16 protein-coding genes and 1 tRNA gene are annotated in these 18,958 nt (G+C 67.5%); 8 read left to right on the forward strand and 9 right to left on the reverse strand.

Annotated features, from left to right (window positions below):
* Positions 1-2 precede the first annotated feature (2 nt).
* From CBM2588_RS11670 to CBM2588_RS11680, 3 genes are read right to left on the reverse strand one after another with little or no spacing between them, the layout of a single operon-like run.
* Entirely contained in the window at positions 3-401 is a 399-nt protein-coding gene (locus CBM2588_RS11670) for a Rieske (2Fe-2S) protein (RefSeq protein ID WP_115680643.1), read from the reverse strand.
* A complete protein-coding gene (locus tag CBM2588_RS11675) occupies positions 394-1,053 on the reverse strand; it encodes an HAD-IA family hydrolase (RefSeq protein ID WP_115680644.1) in 660 nt (219 codons plus the stop codon). The genes CBM2588_RS11670 and CBM2588_RS11675 overlap by 8 nt, the downstream gene beginning before the upstream one ends.
* 30 nt (positions 1,054-1,083) lie before the next feature.
* On the reverse strand, positions 1,084-2,085 hold the full coding sequence (locus CBM2588_RS11680) for an RluA family pseudouridine synthase (RefSeq protein ID WP_115680645.1): 1,002 nt from the start codon (positions 2,083-2,085) through the stop codon (positions 1,084-1,086).
* A gap of 795 nt (positions 2,086-2,880) precedes the next feature.
* On the opposite strand from CBM2588_RS11680, the gene CBM2588_RS11685 reads away from it, so the two are divergent.
* The 5 genes from CBM2588_RS11685 to CBM2588_RS11705 all read left to right on the forward strand — a co-directional run bounded on the left by CBM2588_RS11685 (position 2,881) and on the right by CBM2588_RS11705 (position 9,768).
* Positions 2,881-6,006: an Rne/Rng family ribonuclease gene (locus CBM2588_RS11685; protein WP_115680646.1), complete on the forward strand. Its 3,126-nt coding sequence runs from the start codon at positions 2,881-2,883 to the stop codon at positions 6,004-6,006.
* A gap of 225 nt (positions 6,007-6,231) precedes the next feature.
* A complete protein-coding gene (gene moaA, locus CBM2588_RS11690; protein ID WP_115680647.1) occupies positions 6,232-7,356 on the forward strand; it encodes a GTP 3',8-cyclase MoaA in 1,125 nt (374 codons plus the stop codon).
* Between the two features lie 21 nt (positions 7,357-7,377).
* A complete protein-coding gene (gene mobA, locus CBM2588_RS11695) occupies positions 7,378-7,977 on the forward strand; it encodes a molybdenum cofactor guanylyltransferase MobA (RefSeq protein WP_115680648.1) in 600 nt (199 codons plus the stop codon).
* Between the two features lie 17 nt (positions 7,978-7,994).
* Positions 7,995-9,293, forward strand: coding sequence for a molybdopterin molybdotransferase MoeA (moeA, locus tag CBM2588_RS11700; RefSeq protein WP_115680649.1), 1,299 nt, complete (start codon positions 7,995-7,997; stop codon positions 9,291-9,293).
* A gap of 193 nt (positions 9,294-9,486) precedes the next feature.
* Complete coding sequence (locus tag CBM2588_RS11705) at positions 9,487-9,768, forward strand: hypothetical protein (protein WP_115680650.1); 282 nt, start codon at positions 9,487-9,489, stop codon at positions 9,766-9,768.
* Positions 9,769-9,847: 79 nt separating this feature from the next.
* On the opposite strand, the gene rmuC is transcribed toward CBM2588_RS11705, so the two are convergent.
* From rmuC to pncB, 5 genes are all read right to left on the reverse strand, one after another.
* Complete coding sequence (gene rmuC / locus CBM2588_RS11710; RefSeq protein WP_115680651.1) at positions 9,848-11,347, reverse strand: DNA recombination protein RmuC; 1,500 nt, start codon at positions 11,345-11,347, stop codon at positions 9,848-9,850.
* 9 nt (positions 11,348-11,356) lie between these two features.
* On the reverse strand, positions 11,357-12,352 hold the full coding sequence (locus tag CBM2588_RS11715; protein ID WP_115680652.1) for a 2-hydroxyacid dehydrogenase: 996 nt from the start codon (positions 12,350-12,352) through the stop codon (positions 11,357-11,359).
* A 4-nt stretch (positions 12,353-12,356) separates the two neighbouring features.
* The gene (locus CBM2588_RS11720; protein WP_115680653.1) at positions 12,357-13,775 is read right to left on the reverse strand and encodes a sodium:proton antiporter; all 1,419 of its coding nucleotides are present in this window, start codon (positions 13,773-13,775) and stop codon (positions 12,357-12,359) included.
* Between the two features lie 160 nt (positions 13,776-13,935).
* Positions 13,936-14,622, reverse strand: a complete 687-nt coding sequence (locus CBM2588_RS11725; protein ID WP_115680654.1) for a LutC/YkgG family protein — start codon at positions 14,620-14,622, stop codon at positions 13,936-13,938.
* A gap of 84 nt (positions 14,623-14,706) precedes the next feature.
* Positions 14,707-15,885 (reverse strand): nicotinate phosphoribosyltransferase, encoded by a 1,179-nt coding sequence (pncB, locus tag CBM2588_RS11730; protein ID WP_115680655.1) that lies wholly within the window; start codon positions 15,883-15,885, stop codon positions 14,707-14,709.
* 367 nt (positions 15,886-16,252) lie between these two features.
* Between pncB and fdxA the strand changes: the two genes are divergently transcribed.
* The 3 genes from fdxA to CBM2588_RS11745 all read left to right on the forward strand — a co-directional run bounded on the left by fdxA (position 16,253) and on the right by CBM2588_RS11745 (position 18,088).
* On the forward strand, positions 16,253-16,576 hold the full coding sequence (fdxA, locus tag CBM2588_RS11735) for a ferredoxin FdxA (protein WP_012353337.1): 324 nt from the start codon (positions 16,253-16,255) through the stop codon (positions 16,574-16,576).
* Between the two features lie 86 nt (positions 16,577-16,662).
* Positions 16,663-17,772 (forward strand): NAD(P)/FAD-dependent oxidoreductase, encoded by a 1,110-nt coding sequence (locus CBM2588_RS11740; RefSeq protein ID WP_231942133.1) that lies wholly within the window; start codon positions 16,663-16,665, stop codon positions 17,770-17,772.
* A 240-nt stretch (positions 17,773-18,012) separates the two neighbouring features.
* Positions 18,013-18,088 (forward strand) — tRNA-Asn (locus CBM2588_RS11745).
* A 97-nt stretch (positions 18,089-18,185) separates the two neighbouring features.
* Here the strand turns inward: CBM2588_RS11745 and CBM2588_RS11750 are convergent.
* Positions 18,186-18,953 carry an IclR family transcriptional regulator gene (locus CBM2588_RS11750; RefSeq protein ID WP_115680656.1) on the reverse strand — a complete coding sequence of 256 codons (768 nt, stop codon included), beginning with the start codon at positions 18,951-18,953 and terminating at the stop codon, positions 18,186-18,188.
* Positions 18,954-18,958: the final 5 nt, after the last annotated feature.

Genomic DNA, 18,958 nt, shown 5'->3' on the forward strand with positions numbered 1-18,958 from the left:
ATTCAGGCGCCGCCGGAAGGCTCGGGGGCGCGATACGGGGCCCGCGGCAGCCAGTAGACCTGGCCATCGTGCTCCTCGACCTCCAGCTTGGCCAGCGCGGCCCCGCGGCAGGGACCGCCAACGCACTCGCCGCTATCCGGCGCGTACACCGCGCCATGAGTGGCGCACATCAAGTATACGCCCGAGGCATCGAAGAACCGGCCCTCCTGCCAGTCCAGCTCCATCGGCACGTGCGCGCACTGGTTCAGGTAGGCATGGGCAACGCCGTCGAAACGCACCACAAAGGCGCCGATCTCGCGCCGGTCGAGCGCCACGGAGAAGCGCACGCCAAGTCCGCCCTCCTGCAATGCATCGGCGGCGCACAGCCGCACCGGCGCCTGGCCGGAGGCCGCGTCAGGCATGGGCCAGCAGCCACTCGGTCAGGTCGGAGATCGAGCTGGCGCAGTGCACCGGCGCCATCGCGCGCAGCGACTCGGCCGGATGCGCCCCGTAACAGACCCCAAGGCCCTTGGCGCCGGCGTTGACCGCCATCTGCAGATCATGGGTGGTGTCGCCGATCATCACCGTGCGCTCCACGTCCTGGCCAAGCTCGCGCGTCAGCTCATGCAGCATGGCCGGGTGCGGCTTGGAGAAGGTCTCGTCGGCACAGCGCGTGGCGTCGAACAGCGCGGTCAGGCCGGTGGCCGCCAGCGCGCGCTGCAGGCCGACGCGGGTCTTGCCGGTGGCCACGCCAAGGAAATAGTGTTCCCCGCGCAGCGTCTCGAGCATTTCGCGCACGCCTTCGAACAGCACCAGATCGGCGTCGCGGGTCAGGAAATGGTAGCGGTAGCGCTCGGCCAGCCGCGGATAGTCGGCGGGATCCAGCGTCGGCACTGCGTATGAGAGCGCGTCCTTCAGACCCAGGCCGATCACATGGCTGGCGGCGCTGTCGTCCGGCACCGGCAGGCCCAGGTCCCGGCTGGCGAGCTGGATGCACTTGGCGATGGTCGGGGTCGAGTCCATCAGCGTGCCGTCCCAGTCGAAAACGATCAGGTCAAATTGTTGCCTGGCCATGGAAATCCTTGTGACGTTTGAAGCACTACCCTACTCCGGGGCGTGCAATTCACGCAATTGTTGCAGGAATCCGACGCACTCGTCGGGCAGGGGCGCCTCCACGGACAGCGGCTCGCCGGTGCCCGGGTGGATAAACACCAGCCGGTGCGCGTGCAGGAACATGCGCTTAATGCCCGGTCGGGCGCCGGAACGCGCCAGCGACTTGTTGAGAGAGAAATCGCCGTATTTTTCGTCGCCAACGATCGGGAAACCCGAGTGCGCCAGGTGGACGCGGATCTGGTGCGTGCGGCCGGTCTTCAGTTCCGCCTCCAGCAACGTGAAACCCTGGAAGGCCTCGATCCGGTTGAACACGGTATGCGAGGCCAGCCCGTCGGCCTGTACCCGCACCCGGCGCTCGCCGTCCGGCGTGCTGTATTTATATAGCGGCAGCTTCACGTGCTGCCGGGCGTTGAGAAATTCGCCGGCGACGCAGGCGAAGTAACGCTTGTCCATGGTGTTGCCGCGAATCTGCTCATGCAGGTGGACCAGCGCCGAGCGCTTCTTCGCCAGCACCAGGATGCCTGAGGTCTCGCGGTCCAGCCGGTGCACCAGCTCCAGGAACTTGGCCTGCGGCCGCGACCGGCGCAGCTGCTCGATCACGCCGAAGGCGACGCCCGAGCCGCCATGCACGGCGACGCCGGCCGGCTTGTTGATGACCAGCAGGTGCAAGTCTTCGAACAACACCGGGAATTCCCCGGCAGGCACCGGCGCCGCGCCGGATTGCGCCGCGCTCGCCACCCGCATCGGCGGGATGCGCACCACATCGCCCGACTGGAGGCGATAAGTGGCATCGATACGCCCCTTATTCACCCGAACCTCGCCCGAACGGAGCACCCGGTAAATATGGCTCTTGGGTACCCCCTTGGCCACCTTCAACAGGAAGTTGTCGATGCGCTGGCCTTCGGAGCCTTCGTCAATCGTGACATACGCCACCTGTGGGCTGGCCGGCGCAGCTTCGGCAGCCTTTTCAATTTGATGGCGTAACTCATTCATTTTCAATATAATTTCCTCGCTGTTCCGGCTCGAGGCCGGCAGCGCAAGACCTGTGTAAGCGATGGATCTTCGAGTTTTATTCGATTTTTCGCATTCTACACTTGGGGTTGCCGTCGACCCCGCCCGTCTCCCGCAATTCGCGTTACGCCAAGCGCCAGACGGGCAAATGGCAGCAAAAAAGCAGCACGCACGGTGCCGCCGGCATGCAGGAAGTCGCCCAAAGGTGGCTTCGGCACGGGCAGGCGGTGACGTGGGAACTGAGTGTTCAGGTAAAACAGAATTTAAGGGCGGATGCCGCAGCCGGCATCCGCTTCGGTGAGAGAAGTCCCGCCCGCACCGGGAAACGGTGCCGGCCGGCAGGTTGACCTGCCGCCTGACTGAAAGTTACCGGCGCCCGGTCGCAGAACTCCAAGAAGTAGTAGGTGCGCCCGCCAGGAGAAGTCAGGCAGCAACGGCAACCTTGCCGTGTCCGAAAAATTTGCTCTTTGACGCGTCTAGGCCTTCCGCGGCCGGCCGCGATGCCGCCGGCGCTGGTTGCGCCGGCGCCCAGCATCGCCTCCGGCACGGGAATGCGCCGGATGTCTGCGCAAGAGCAGCCTCCGGTGTTCTCTCCTGCCCTGCGGTCGTTACCCCGACGTCATCGCTCTCTTTCACCCGCGCCCAGCCGCCCGCATGTCTTGCGCAGCGGCGCTTTCCGGCAATTCTCGCGCCTCGCTCGCTCCCTCGCGTGCTCCATGGATCGCCGCGGACACCGCCCAGACGGTGCCACCCGCGACACTGGAGTGAGGTATTGCGATGAAACGCATGCTGTTCAACGCGACGCAACAGGAGGAATTGCGCGTCGCCATCGTCGACGGTCAGAAGCTGATCGATATCGACATCGAGACTGCCGGGCGCGAACAGCGCAAGGGCAACATCTACAAGGGTGTCATCACCCGTATCGAACCTTCGCTGGAAGCCTGCTTCGTCAATTACGGCGAAGAGCGCCACGGCTTCCTGCCGTTCAAGGAAGTCGCGCGCGCCTTCTTCAAGGAAGGCATCGACGTGCGCAACGCGCGCATCCAGGACGCCCTGCATGAAGGCCAGGAACTGATCGTCCAGGTCGAAAAGGAAGAGCGCGGCAACAAGGGCGCGGCCCTGACCACCTTCATCTCGCTGGCCGGCCGCTATCTGGTGCTGATGCCGAACAACCCGCGCGGCGGCGGCGTGTCGCGCCGCATCGAGGGCGAAGACCGCCAGGAGCTGCGCGAGACCATGGCGCAGCTGACCGTGCCGGAAGGCATGAGCATCATCGCCCGCACTGCCGGCATCGGCCGCTCGGCCGAGGAACTGCAGTGGGACCTGAACTACCTGCTGCAACTGTGGAAGGCCATCGACGGCGCCGCCGGCGACAACAAGGCGCCGCTGCTGATCTACCTCGAATCCAGCCTGGTGATTCGCGCCATCCGCGACTACTTCCAGCCGGATATCGGCGAGATCCTGATCGACACCGACGAGATCTACGAACAGGCGCGCGCCTTCATGAGCGTGGTGATGCCTGACAACATGAACCGCGTGAAGAAGTACCGCGACGACGTACCGCTGTTCTCGCGCTTCCAGATCGAGCACCAGATCGAATCGGCCTACTCGCGCATGGTGATGCTGCCGTCTGGCGGCGCCATCGTGATCGACCACACCGAGGCACTGGTGTCCGTGGACGTGAACTCGGCGCGCGCCACCAAGGGCGCCGACATCGAGGAAACCGCGCTGCGCACCAACCTCGAGGCCGCCGACGAAATCGCCCGCCAGCTGCGCCTGCGCGACCTGGGCGGCCTGATCGTGATCGACTTCATCGACATGGAGTCGGGCAAGGCCCAGAAGGACGTGGAGACGCGTCTGAAGGACGCGCTGCGCCACGACCGCGCGCGCGTGCAGATGGGCAAGATCAGCCGCTTCGGCCTGATGGAGCTGTCGCGCCAGCGCCTGCGCCCGTCGCTGTCCGAGGGCTCGCACATCACCTGCCCGCGCTGCAACGGCACCGGCCATATCCGCGATACCGAATCGTCCGCCCTGCAGGTGCTGCGCATCATCCAGGAAGAGGCGATGAAGGAAAACACCGCTGCCATCCACTGCCAGGTGCCGGTGGAGGTCGCCGCCTTCCTGCTGAACGAGAAGCGCCAGGAAATCAACCTGATCGAGCTGCGCTTCAAGGTCAACGTGCTGCTGATTCCCAACAAGCACCTGGAAACGCCGCACTACAAGCTGGAGCGCCTGCGCCACGACGACCCGCGCCTGGAAGACAGCACCGCCAGCTACAAGATGGCCGAGGCTGCCGCCAAGGAACTGGAAGCCGACACCAGCTACAGCAGCCGCCGCAAGGAAGAAGCCAAGCCGCGCCAGGAAGCCGCGGTCAAGGGCATCACGCCCGAGCAGCCCGCCCCGGTCTCGGTGCCGCGCCCCGAGCGCGCGCCGCGCCCGGAAGCCGCGCCGGTGGCGCCGCCCGTGCCGGCCACCAAGCCGGTGGAAGCCGGCGGCTTTATCGCCTGGCTGAAGGGCCTGTTCGGTGCGCGCCCGGCCACTCCGCCGGTGGTGGAGCCGGCCAAGCCGGCAGCCGCCGCGGAAACCCGCAGCGCCGATGGCCGTCGTGAGCGCGGTCCGCGTGGCGAAGGCCGCGGCCAGCGTGGCGAGCGCGCCGAACGCGGCGAACGCACCGAACGCGCTGAGCGTGGCGACCGCCAGGGCCGCGGCCAGCGCGGTGAACGTGCCGAGCGCGGCGAACGCACCGAACGCGGCGAGCGTGGCGAACGCCAGGCCGCAGAGCGCGGCGAGCAGCGCGAGGGCCGTGGCGAACGCCAGGGCCGCCAGCCGCGCCAGCAAGGTGAAGGCCAGGCAGCGCCGGCCGTGGCGCGCCAGGCCGAGGCCGTGCCCGCCGAGCGCGCCCAGGGTGAACGCGCCGAGGCTCGCCAGGAAGGCCGCCGCGACCGCAACCAGGAACGCCGCGAGCGCCAGCGCGAACGCCAGCGCGAGCGCAGCGAACTGCGCGAAGCCGAAGCCGGCGAAGCGCCGCAGCCGGAAGCCATCGCTGCCGCCCAGGCCCTGGGCGTGCTGCCGCAGGCCCTGAACGAAGACACCCAGGCCCGCGCCGAACTGCCGGAAGGCGCCGAAGCTGTCGCCGAAGGTATCGCCGAAAGCGCGGAGACCGCCGAGGGCGAGGAACGCCGCCGCCGCAACCGCCGTGGCCGCAACCGCTATCGCCGCGAACGCGACGAGTCGGTGCAAGGCGTGGCGGGTGAAGGCGAAGGCTTCGCCCCGGCCAGCGCCGAAGCCGGCGCACCGGCCGAGCCCGCGCAGCAGCCGGCCGTGGCCGCGCAAGCCGCACCCGAAGCCGTCGAAGCAGTCCGCATCGCGGTGCCGGCAGATGTGACGCCGGCCCCGGCGGCGCAAGCCACCCCGGCGGTCCAGCCGGAGGCCGCGCCAGCTGCCGAACCTGCCGAGACTGTCACGCCGGTGGCCGTGGCGGTGACGGAGGCCGTTGCCGCCGAAGCCGGCGCCGAGCCTGCCGTCAGCGCCGCGGTGGAAACCGCTGCGCCGGTCGTGCCGGCCGCTGCCCCCGCCGCCACCCCCGCACCGGAGCCCGTGCTGGCACCGGTTGCGCAAACCGCTCCGGCGGCCGAGCCGGTAGCCCAGGCACCGGCACCGGCCCCGGTGGCCGCCGCAGCGCCGGCGTCGCTGGAAAACCTGGAGCCGATGCTGGCCACCGCCGGGCTGCAATGGGTCCATACCGACAGCGACAAGCTGCGCTCGGCCCAGGAAGCCGCCGCCCGCATCGTGCCCGCCCCGCGCGTGCCGCGCGAGCGCAAGCCGCTGCCGCCGCTGCCCCAGGGTCCGATGATCCTGGTGGAAACCGGCAGCCGCGAAGTGCAGATGGCATCGCAGCAGTAAGCGACGCCGCTGCGCGGCAGCCAAAGCATGAGGGGACGGCCTGGCCGTCCCCTTTTTTCATGGGCGGCGCGCTGGATGAATCCCCGTCATCACCGCGGGATGCGGATGCCCCGCCCCGGCCTCGGCTAGAATGGCAGCAGAAAGCATCCGGTCCCCCGAGCGCCCGCGCCACATCGCTTCCTGCGTTGCCGTCGCGCTCCCCGGACGCCGTGCCACCCACAGGCTATGACCGAATCCGTCATCCCGATTTTCGACTTGCGCGACCATCGCTACCGCTCGATGACGCCCAGCATTCCCGGCAACCTGGTTGCGCCGACCGGACTGGTGGCCGACCGCCGCGGCCGGCCGCTGCACGACCTGCGCATCTCGGTGACGGACCGCTGCAACTTTCGCTGCGTCTACTGCATGCCGAAGGAAGTGTTCGACAAGGACTACACCTTCCTGCCGCATTCCGAGCTGCTCAGCTTCGAGGAGATCGAGCGCACCGCGCGCCTGTTCGTGGCCCACGGCGTCGAGAAAATCCGCCTGACCGGCGGCGAGCCGCTGCTGCGCAAGAACATCGAGCACCTGGTCGAGATGCTGGCGAAGATCGAAACCGTGTCGGGCAAGCCGCTGGACCTGACCCTGACCACCAATGCCTCGCTGCTGGCGCGCAAGGCGCGCGCGCTGCGCGACGCGGGCCTGACACGGGTCAGCGTCAGCCTGGACGCGATCGACGATGCCACCTTCCGTCGCATGAACGACGTCGACTTCGCCGTCGCCGACGTGCTGCACGGCATCGAGACCGCGCAGGCCGTGGGCCTGGCGCCGATCAAGGTCAACATGGTGGTCAAGCGCGGCACCAACGACCAGGAAATCGTGCCGATGGCGCGCCACTTCCGCCACAGCGGCATCATCCTGCGCTTCATCGAATTCATGGACGTCGGCGCCAGCAACCACTGGCAGATGGACGAAGTGCTGCCGTCGGCCGAAGTGGTGAAGCGCATCGACGCCGAATTTCCGCTCGAACCGGTGCTGGCCAACTATGCGGGCGAGACCGCCGAACGCTGGCGCTACCGCGACGGCGCCGGCGAGATCGGCGTGATCTCCAGCGTCACCCACGCCTTCTGCGGCGACTGCAGCCGCATCCGGCTGTCCACCGAAGGCCGGCTCTACCTGTGCCTGTTCGCCACCGAGGGCTTCGATCTGCGCGCGCTGCTGCGCGGCGGCTACAGCGAACTGGAAATCTCCAACGCCATCGCGCAGGTATGGCAGGGCCGCACCGACAACTATTCCGAGCAGCGCAGCGACCCGGCAGTGCGCGCGAAACGCGCCGAGCGCAAGATCGAGATGTCCTATATCGGCGGCTGAACCCGCCGCACATCGAACTCCATGATTGCACGCGACGACATTACCGGCCTGATTCTCGCAGGCGGCAGGGGCAGCCGCATGGGCGGCACCGACAAGGGCCTGCAGCCGCTGCATGGCACGCCGATGGCGATGCACACGATGATGCGGCTCACGCCCCAGGTGGGCGGGCTGATGATCAACGCCAACCGCAACCTGGCCGCCTATGAGTCCTTCGGCGTGCCGGTCTACACCGACTCCGTGCCCGACTTCGCCGGCCCGCTGGCCGGGATGCTGGCCGGCCTGGAACAATGCGCGACCCCGTGGATGGTGACGGCGCCGTGCGATTCGCCGTTCCTGCCGACCGACCTGGTGGCGCGCCTGGCACAGGCGATCGAGGCCGAAGGCGCCGAGCTGGCGATCCCGGTCACGCTGGACCAGGATGGCCGGCGCCAGGCCCAGCCGGTGTTCTGCCTGATGCCGGTCAGTGCGCTCGACAGCCTGGTGGCTTATCTTTCCGGGGGCGGCCGCAAGATCGAGACCTGGGCCGCCTCGCAGCGGCTGGCCGAGGTGCTGTTCGACGACGCCGCGGCCTTTGCCAATATCAACACCCTGGACGAACTACGCGCGCACGAAGCGCGCTGAATCCCCGCCGAGCCGCCATGCCCTCCTTGCAATCCGTCATTTCCTGCCTGTCCGACTACGATCCCACGGCATTGCCGGTGGACCAGGCCAACCGCATCATCGGCGAGGTGGTCGAGCCGGTGCGCGGCATCGAGCAGTTGCCGATCCGCAGTGCGCTGGACCGGGTGCTGGCCGAGGACATCGTCTCGACCATCGACGTGCCGGCGCATGACAACTCGGCGATGGACGGCTATGCCTTCCACGGTGCGGCCCTGGCCGCGGCGCAGACCGCCACGGTCGAGCTCGAGGTGATCGGCAGCGCCCTGGCGGGCGGTGCCGGCGCGCTGGCACCGACCGCGGTGCAGGCGGTGCGTATCATGACCGGCGCGGTGATGCCGGCCGGCTGCGATACGGTGGTGCCGCAGGAGTTTGTCGAAACCGTCGCCAACGGCGCGCGCATCCGCTTTGCCGCGGACTGCGTCCGTATCGGCGACAACCGGCGCCTGCGCGGCGAAGACCTGGCCCGTGGCCAGGCCGCGCTGCAGGCCGGGCGCATCCTGCAGCCAGCCGACCTTGGCCTGCTGGCGTCGCTGGGCGTGGCCGAGGTGCGGGTGCGCAGGCGCCTGCGCGTGGCGTTCTTCTCCACCGGCGACGAGCTGCGCTCGATCGGCGAGCCGCTCGATCCCGGCTGCGTCTACGACTCCAACCGCTACACGCTGCACGGCATGCTGCGCCGGATGAACGTGGACCTGCTCGACATGGGCGTGGTGCGCGACGATCCCGAGTCGCTCGAAGCCGCTTTCCGCACCGCCTGCGAAAGCGCCGACGCGGTCATCACCTCGGGCGGGGTCTCGGTCGGCGAGGCCGACTACACCAAGCAGATCATGGCGCGCCTGGGCGATGTCACGTTCTGGAAGATCGCCATGCGCCCGGGCCGGCCGATGGCGTTCGGGCGGATCCAGGCCGACGGCGCGGGCGCGCACTCGGCCCTGCTGTTCGGCCTGCCTGGCAATCCGGTGGCGGTGATGGTCACCTTCTACCATTTCGTGCGGGCGGCGCTGCACCGGCTGATGGGTGCGACGGTGCCGCCGCTGCCGCTGCTGCGCGTGCGCAGCGCGCAGGCGATCCGCAAGAAGCCGGGGCGCACCGAGTACCAGCGCGGCATCCTGGCGCGCGCCGGCGACGGCGAGTGGGAAGTGCGCATCACCGGCCAGCAGGGCTCGGGCGTGCTGCGCTCGATGAGCGAGGCCAACTGCTTTATCGTGCTCGGCCACGAGCAGGATTCGGTCAAGGCCGGCGACGCGGTCGAGGTGATGCTGTTCGACGGGCTGGTTTGACCGGTACGGCGGGGGCTGCGCGCAACCATTCACTACACGATCGTAGCAATGTGTCGTTTTTGTGCCGCACATTTGCCGCCGCGGCACCGTTGCCGCCGGGCTTTCGGCTGCCCCGCGGCCGCCGGGCTATGCTTGGCATCGGCCAATCGCTACACTTGGCGCACGATTCAGAAACATTCGAGTATCCCCCGTCATGAATCAGGAGATTGCGTACCTCCACCCCGTCAAGACCGCCCGCGCGCTGGTGCTGGTCTACCTGTGCTTCTCGCTGCCGATCGTGTCGCTGGGCCTGTTTGTCACCTTCGTCCGCTATGGTGACCTGCCGGCGATCACGGTGTTCAGCGCGATCATCCTCAATGCGCTGATTGGCTTCGGTCTGCTGTGGCTGGCCTGCAAGGCCTACAACTGGGTGGCCGCCCGCTTCGGCGGGATCGAAGTCCACGTGCGCGAGCTGGCCCCCGAAGCAGACCGCTGAACGGGGCAGCGCCAGTCCCGGCCGGGACCCAGGCCGGCCGCCTCACCCGCTTCCCTCCGACACCTGCCCCGCGGCACGCTCAGGCCCGGCTGTTTTCCGCGTTCTCAGGGCTTTCCGGCATGCCGTCCGCCGGCGCATCAAGCCCGAGCCCCAGCAACTGCTGCGCGGCCTCGCCCGGCAGCGCTTCCACCGTGCGCAGCTTGCGCGCCATCTGCCGCGTGCGCACCTCCGCCTGCTCGATATTGCGCGCGGCACGTTCCAGCGTATCGCGGGTCTTGGCCAGCACGTCGCCAAACTTGCCGAATTCGGTCTTGACCGCGCCCAGCACTTCCCACACCTCGCTCGAGCGCTTTTCCAGCGCCAGCGTGCGGAACCCCATCTGCAGGCTGTTCAGCAGCGCGGTCAGCGTGGTGGGACCAGCCACGGTCACGCGATAGTCGCGCTGCAGCTGGTCGGTCAGGCCGGGACGGCGCAGCACCTCGGCATAAAGCCCTTCGGTCGGCAGGAACAGGATGGCAAAGTCGGTGGTCTGCGGCGGCGCCAGGTATTTTTCAGCGATGGTCTGGGCCTCGCGCCGCAGCGCCGTTTCCAGTTCGCGGCCGAACGCCAGTACGCCGTCCGGATCGCCGCGCTCCTGCGCGTCGACCAGGCGCTCGTACTGCTCCTTGGGAAACTTGGCGTCGACCGGCAGCCAGACCGGCGCATGGTCCCCACCCGCCGCCTTGCCGGGCAGGCGGATGGCAAACTCGACGCGCGCGCCCGAGTTGCGCACGGTCTCGACGTTCTTGCCGTACTGGTCCGGCGTCAGCATCTGCTCCAGCAGCATCTCCAGCTGCACCTCGCCCCAGGTGCCGCGCGACTTCACGTTGGTCAGCACCTTCTTCAGGTCGCCCACGCCCTGCGCCAGCACCTGCATCTCGCCCAGGCCGCGATGCACCTGCTCGAGACGGTCCGACACCAGCCGGAACGATTCGCCCAGGCGCTGCTCCAGCGTCGCGTGCAGCTTCTCGTCGACGGTGCGGCGCATTTCCTCGAGCTTGGCGGCGTTGTTGGCCTCGATGTCCTGCAGCTTCCGCTCCAGCGTGGCACGGACCTCGGCCAGGCGCCGCTCGTTGGCCTCGGACAGTTGCGCCAGCTGCTGCTGCAGGCCGTCGCCAAAGCGGCGCAGCGTGCCGGCCTGCTCGTCGCGCGCCTGCTGCGACTGCAGCATCAGGTGCTGGCGCACCTGTTCCAGTTGCTGGGTGTTGGTCTCGGTCAGCTTGGCCAGCTGCTGCGCAAAGGTGTCGATCTGGTTGTTCTGCAGCGTGGCGATGCCGGTCAGCTGCGACGACAGCGCCTGCTGGAAGCGCAGCATCTGCTGCGCCGACTCGCCGCGGCTGCCGCGCGCGGCCTCGGCCACCTCGGTGCGCACCTCGCGCTCCAGCCGCTCCATGCCGCGCGCCTGCTCCAGCCGCATCTCGTCGAGCTGCCGCGCCATGCCGGCCCCGGATGACCCGGCCTGCTGGCGCAGCAACACGATCACCAGCAGCACGACCGCGAGCAGCGCCGCGGCCAGCGTCAGGAACGGAATCAGGGTCATGCGAAAACCTCAGCGGCGATGCGCCATCACTTCAGGGTTGATTACGGTGGGCGGATGGCCGGCCTGCGGGCCCTGGTCGAGCGCCGCGATCAGGTTGTCGGCGGCGAGCATGGCCATGGCGCGGCGGGTTTTCTCGGACGCGCTGGCGATATGCGGCGTCAGCACGACGTTGGGCACCGTCAGCAAGTCTGGATGGACGGCCGGCTCGCCCTCGAACACATCTAGGCCGGCACCGAAGATGCGCTTGTCGCGCAGTGCCTGCGCCAGCGCGGCATCGTCGACGATGCCGCCGCGCGCCAGGTTCACCAGCGTCGCGGTGGGCTTCATCAGCGCCAGCTCGGCGGCACCGATGGCATGGTGGCTCTGCGGGCCGTACGGCAGCACCAGCAGCAGGTGGTCGGACTGGCGCAGCAGGTCTTCCTTGCCGACATAGCGGGCGTTGAGCGCGCGCTCGGTCTCGGCCGGCAGCTGGCTGCGGTTGTGGTACAGCACGTTCATGCCAAACCCGCCCGCACGCCGCGCCAGCGCCTGGCCGATGCGGCCCATGCCGAGGATGCCCAGCGTGCTGCCGTACAGGTCCATGCCGACCAGCATGTCGTAGCTCCAGCGCTGCCACTTGCCGGCGCGCAGGTAGTGCTCGGCCTCGGTGACGCGGCGCGCGGTCGCCATCAGCAGGGCCCAGCCGAAATCTGCGGTGGTCTCGGTCAGCACGTCCGGGGTATTGGTGGCGACGATGCCCGCGGCCGTCAGCGCCGGCAGGTCCAGGTTGTTGTAGCCGACCGCCATGTTGCACACCGCGCGCAACGCCGGCAGCCCGGCGATGACCCCGGCGTCGATGCGGTCGGCGGCGTTGGCCAGCACGCCGGCCTTGCCCGCCAGCCGCGCCTTCAGCGCGGCGGCGTCGAGCACCGCGTCCTGCTGGTTGTCATCGACTTCGAAATACTGCGCCAGGTGCGCGATGACCTCGGGATAGATGGCGCGGGTGACCAGGACGGACGGCTTCATGGCATCAGATATGGAAGAAGAGGAAGGTCATGATGACGAACAACGGCATCAGGAAAATGACCGAATACAGCATGTAGCCGAAGAAGCTCGGCATGCGCACGCCACGGTCTTCGGCAATCGCCTTGACCATCAGGTTGGGCGCATTGCCAATATAGGTGTTGGCGCCCATGAACACCGCCCCGGCCGAGATCGCGGCCAGCGTCGAGGCATCGCGCGTCATCAGCGTGGCGGGATCGCCACCGGCGGTATTGAAGAACACCAGGTAGGTCGGCGCATTGTCCAGGAAGGAAGACAGCACGCCCGTCGCCCAGAAATACATGCTGTCGACCGGCTGCCCGTTGGCGTCGCTGACCGCCCGGATCACCCCCGAGAACGCGCCGTCGGTGCCCGCCTTCAGCATGGCGATCACCGGGATGATGGTCAGGAAGATGCCAGCGAACAGCTTGCCCACCTCGAGGATGGGTTCCCAGTTGAATTCATTGCCCACGCGCGCCGAGCGCGGCGTGACCAGCATCGACACCACCGCCACCACCACCAGCATGGCGTCGCGCACCGCGGCCTGCAGCGGCACCTCGGTACCCAGGATGTCGAACGAGATGCCCGGCTTCCACAGCCCGCTCATCAGCACCAGGCTGACCACCGTCAGCAGCAGCACGAAGTTGAACTTGCCTTCGATGGTGATGCTGCCCGAATCCGGGGTGGGATCGACTGGCAGCTGTTCTTCCTTGTTGCAGTAGTAGTGCCGGTCGACCAGGTAGAACACCAGCAGCAGCACCGCGCAGATAAAGAGCGTTTCCGGGAAGATGTTGCGCAGGGTCCAGAAGAAGTCGACGCCCTTCAGGAAGCCGAGAAACAGCGGCGGGTCGCCCAACGGCGTCAGCGAGCCGCCGGCGTTGGCCACCAGGAAGATGAAGAACACCACCACGTGCGCCACGTGGCGGCGGTTGTCATTGGCGCGCAACAGCGGCCGGATCAGCAGCATGGCCGCGCCGGTGGTGCCCATGAAACTGGCCAGGAACGTGCCCAGCGCCAGGATGCCGGTATTGAGCTCAGGCGTGCCGTGCAGGTTGCCGCGCACGCAGATGCCGCCGGCAACGATATAGAGCGTGGTGATCAGCGCGATGAACGGAATGTACTCGGCCAGCAGCGCGTGCACGGTGCTGACGGCGGCGGCATGCGCGCCGAACACGAACGCGAACGGCAGCAGGAACAGCAGCCCCCAAGCCGCGGCGATCTTGCCGTAATGGTGGTGCCAGAACTTCGGTCCCAGCAGCGGCCACAGCGCGATCGACAACAGGATGCCGGCAAAGGGCAGGCCCCACAGCGGCGACAGCGACGCCCCGTCGAGGTCGGCGGCATGGACGGCGGCGGGAAAGGCGGCCAGCATGGCCAACAGTGGCAACAGCACGGGGGCACGTCGCATCAGGCAGGATCTCCTCGAACAATGCAGCGGTCAGGGGCGCGCGCGGCGCGATGCCAACGCATCGCGGGCAAGCCTGCAAGTGTAATGCAAGGCCCTGCCCGCGCTTCCCCTTGCGCAGTGCATTTTCGGATTGCGGCGCGCCGGCGTCGCGCCACGCAGCTCAGGCTGCGTCGACCAGGATCACATGCACGCGGTACGGGCCGTGGGCGCCCAGCACGATGGTTTGCTCGATATCGCCGGTGCGCGAGGGTCCGCTGATGATGTTGGTGGCGCGCGGCAGCTCGCCGCGCTCGCTGCGCACCAGGGCAAACGCATCTTCCAGGCCGGCAACGATGCGCGAGCGCGGCACCACCGCGACATGGGTCTCGGGCAGCAGCGCGGCCGAGGCGAAGGTAGCCGGGCCGGACAGCAGCATCAGCGAGCCGGTCTCGGCAATCGCGCAGAAGCAGCCGGTGATGCCGACCAGGTCGCCATGCTCGCGGTCGGCCGCGGCGTCGCGCACCGGCGGGCGGCACTCCACTGCCAGCCCTGCGTCCTGCCAGGGCAACCGGCCGAATTCATCCCACGCGACCGCGCGGCGCACCAGGCCCAGGCTGTCGAGATAGCGCACCGTGGCGGCGGGCACCTCGGCCAGGGTCGCGACGCGGTCGACGGTCGAGGCCATGCGCTGCGCCTGCGCCAGGAAGTCTTCGGCCAGGTCGGCCGCGGCGGCCGGACGCGGACCCTGCGGGTGGCGGGCCAGGTAATCGGCGACGGCGCCGCGCTCCCCCGCGCTCGGCCGGGCCGGCCTGCCCTGGGCGGCTCGGATACGGGCAAAGATGCGGTCGCGGGCGTCGTTGGTGTCCATGGGGCCTGGCTGGAGTGGCAATGCGCAAGGGCGCGATGCGGCGATTATAGGGTCGATACAGCGGCGCAGCTGTGTTGCGGCCGGCTACGCGGCAGGCTGCACCGAATACACCTGGCGCAGGTAGGCCAGGTAGCCGGGATCGTCGCACATGGTCTTTTCCGGCGTGTCCGACAGCTTGGCCACCGGCTGCCCGTTACAGCGCACCATCTTCAGCACGATCTGCAGCGGCGTGTAGCCCAGGTCGTTGGTCAGGTTGGTGCCGACGCCGAACGCCAGCCGGCAGCGGCCGTGGAAGCGCTGGTACAGCTCGATCACGCGCGGGATGTCGAGGCTGTCGCTGAAGATCAGCGTCTTGGTGCGCGGGTCGACGCGGTTGGCGGCGTAGTGGGCCACCATGCGCTCGCCCCACTGCAGCGGATCGCCGGAATCATGGCGCACGCCATCGAAGAGCTTGCAGAAATACAGGTCGAAGTCGCGCAGGAAGGCGTCGAAGCCATAGGTATCCGACAGCGCGATACCCAGGTCGCCGCGGTATTCGCGCGCCCAGCGTTCCAGCGCAAACACCTGCGAGTCGCGCAGCCGCGGCCCCAGCGCCTGGCAGGCCTGCAGGTATTCGTGCGCCATCGTGCCCAGCGGCACCATATTGTGCAGTCGCGCGAAGTGGACATTGCTGGTGCCGGCCAGCTGCGGGCCCAGCAGGCGCCGCATGGTCAGCAGCACCTCTTCCTGCCAGTCGCGCGAGAAACGCCGGCGCGTGCCGTAGTCGGCGATCACGCAATCGGCCAGCTCGGGCGTCTTCAGCAACGCCAGCTTGGTTTCCAGCCGGCGGCGGCCTTCGGCCAGGTCGGGCTCGGGCTGGCTGCGGCGGAAATAGACTTCGTTGACGATGGCCAGCACCGGCACCTCGAACAGGATGGTGTGCAGCCACGGGCCGGTGATGGCAATCTCGATCTCGCCGTTACCCTGCGGCGACGGGCGCACCGAGACATATTTCTCGTTGAGGTGGAACAGTCCGAGAAAATCGACGAAGTCGCTCTTGATAAAGCGCAGGCCGCGCAGGTAGGCCAGTTCGTCGTCAGTGAAGCGCAGCTGGCACAGGTGCGCCACCTCGGCGCGGATCTCGTCGATATACGGGGTCAGGTCGATACCCGCGTTGCGGCACTTGAAGCGGTATTCCACTTGCGCCTGCGGGAACTGATGCAGCACCACCTGCATCATCGTGAATTTGTACAGGTCGGTGTCGAGCAGGGACTGGATGATCATAACGGGCCAGACGGCGATGCCGGGGTCAGAACGCCATGCTACCTGAAGTCTGCCCGCTGCCGGCTGGCGTGGTGCTGCCGCGCGGCATGCCGGCGAACAGACAAAGCTGCCAGCCGGCCGCCCTGCGTTAAATCAAAAGTACATAAAGAAATAAGAAAACTATCTGATCCGGCTATATAGACTCGCTATCCTTGCCAGAAGGCTCGGCTACAATACCGGTTTCCGAAAGGCCTCGGCCGGCGCTCGCCCCGCCCATGCTGCCCTGCGGCACGCGGGCACTCCCATGTGATGGATGCGGCGCGTCTCGCCGGCAAGAAGCGGCCCCACAGTTTCCCATTAAAAGCCGACCCGTTTTCCTGGAACCGAAATGACTCACGTTGTCACCGAATCCTGCATCCGTTGCCGCTACACAGACTGCGTTGACGTGTGTCCGGTCGATTGTTTCCGCGAAGGCCCGAACTTCCTGGCCATCGACCCGGATGAGTGCATCGACTGCGCCGTGTGCGTGGCCGAATGCCCGGTGAACGCCATTTACGCCGAGGAAGACGTGCCGGGCGACCAGCAGCAGTTCATCGAGCTGAATGCCGAACTCGCGCGCGCCTGGCCTTCCATCACCAAGACCAAGGCCCCGCTGGCCGAGGCCGAGGAATGGAAGGACGCCACCGACAAGCTGCAGTACCTGGAGCGCTGAGCGCACAGGGCAGCATAGAAAGCCGTCCCCACGCGCTTTCCGCAATGCCGGGCACCCGCGTGCCCAACCAACGTATCAGGACGAATATGGACTTGAGCATTCCAAATCCCGTTGCCGACACGACCAGGCAGGTCGAGGGCGGCAGCCCCGCGGGCGGCCAGCCGCTGGAAATCGACGCGCTGATCGTCGGTGCCGGCCCGGTAGGCCTGTTCCAGGTGTTCGAACTGGGCCTGCTCGAAATCAAGGCCCACGTCATCGATTCCCTGAAGGTCGTTGGCGGCCAGTGCGTCGAGCTGTATCCGGACAAGCCCATCTACGATATTCCGGCCGTGCCCAGCTGCACCGGCCAGGAACTGACCGACAACCTGCTCAAGCAGATCGAGCCGTTCGAGCCCACCTTCCACCTGGGCCAGGAAGTCTCCGTGGTCGAGCGCCGTGAAGACGGCCGCTTCTTCGTCGAGACCTCGCTCGGCACGCGCTTCATCACCAAGACCATTTTCATCGCCGCCGGCGTGGGCTCGTTCCAGCCGCGCACGCTGAAGGTCGACGGCATCGACAAGTTCGACGGCAAGCAACTGTTCTACCGCGTCAAGGACCCGAGCCGCTTCCACGGCCGCAACCTGGTGATCGTCGGCGGCGGCGACTCGGCGCTGGACTGGACCCTGGACCTGGTCGGCAAGGCCGAGTCGGTGGTGATGATCCACCGCCGCGACGGCTTCCGCGCCGCGCCCGCGTCGGTCGCCAAGATGAAGGAACTGTGCGAGCAGTTGGAAATGCAGTTCGTGGTCGGACAGATCAGCGGCTACGAAGAGAAGGACGGCGTGCTCACCGAGATCAAGGTGAGCGGCGCCGACGGCGTGACCCGCCGCCTGCCGCTGGACGACCTGCTGGTGTTCTTCGGGCTGTCGCCCAAGCTGGGCCCGATCGCCGAATGGGGCCTGGACCTTGAGCGCAAGCAGATCAAGGTGGACACGGAGAAATTCCAGACCAATATCCCCGGCATCTTCGCGGTCGGCGATATCAACACCTACCCCGGCAAGAAGAAGCTGATCCTGTCGGGCTTCCACGAGGCCGCGCTGGCTGCTTTCGGTGCTGCGCCGTATATCTTCCCGGAAAAGAAGATCCACATGCAGTACACCACCACCTCGCCGAAGCTGCACAAGGTGCTGGGCGTGGAATCGCCGGTGTTCGACTGACCGGCCATGGCCCCACGGAAAAAAGCCGCCGCAAGGCGGTTTTTTTCTGGCACAAAGCCGGAACCGTCGCTATAATGCGGCCTCGCTGTTCAGCGCCACGGTCCCGGGCCGGCAACCAGCCACCCTGCACCACGCGCCAGCAAGCCAGCCTTCGCCGCGCCCCTCCCCTGACAGGAAGTTAATGTCGAAAGGGTGTTGACGAAGAAAAGAGAAACTGGCTATAATCTCTCTCTCAGCTGTTCCCCGATAGCTCAGTCGGTAGAGCGACGGACTGTTAATCCGCAGGTCCCTGGTTCGAGCCCAGGTCGGGGAGCCAACCGATACGGAAGCCCGGTGCAAACGCACCGGGCTTTTTCGTTTGTGGGTCGCAAGTGGCTTTGGTTCGGGGCTGCCGCAGCGCCCCGCCCCTTGTTTTACTCCTGCAGCGTAGCGCCGGCGGCCTTCAGCGCCACGACGATCGCCTCTGCATTGGCCTCGACCCGGTGCAGCGGCCCAGCCACCGACATCCCGTAGACAACGCCGCCGAGCGATACCGGCATCGCGATGGCCCCCAGGTCGGGGAACGACTCGCCGAAATTCGGATACCACCCCTGCGCCTGCCATTGCTGCATCGCCGCCTCGAATACCCGCAGCGAGTCCACCGTGCGGCCGGTGCGCGACGCAAAGGAAGCGCCCGCCAGCAATTCCGCGCGGCTTTCCCTGGTCATGGTGCCGAGGATGGCGCGGCCGATGGAATTCACATGCGCGTCGCGCAGTTCGCCCGGCGCGGCGATATAGCGCACCGGGTTGGGGGATTCACGCACCTCCAGATACAGCACGCGCCCGTCGTCCTGCAGCTTGCCGAACACCACGGTCTCGCCGGTGGTGTCGCGCAGCGATTCCAGCACCGGCTGCACGCGCTCCAGCAGCGGATCGTTGCGGGCGATGCGTTGCGCGATATCGAGCAGCCGGCGGGTCGGATAGTAGCCCTGGCGGCGCCCGGTCTCGTACAGATAGCCCAGCGACGCCAGCGTGCGGATCAGCCCCAGGCAGCTCGACATCGGCGCGCCCAGCAGCTTGGCCAGTTCGGTCAGTGTCAGCGAGCGCCCTTCGCGCGCATAGATTTCCATGATCTCGATCACGCGCAGCGCCGTCTTGACGCTGCCGTAACCGGACTTCTCCGCCGCTTCGTTTGCTGCCATCGTTG

It is taken from the genome of Cupriavidus taiwanensis (assembly GCF_900250075.1).
Classification (GTDB): Bacteria; Pseudomonadota; Gammaproteobacteria; order Burkholderiales; family Burkholderiaceae; genus Cupriavidus; species Cupriavidus taiwanensis_C.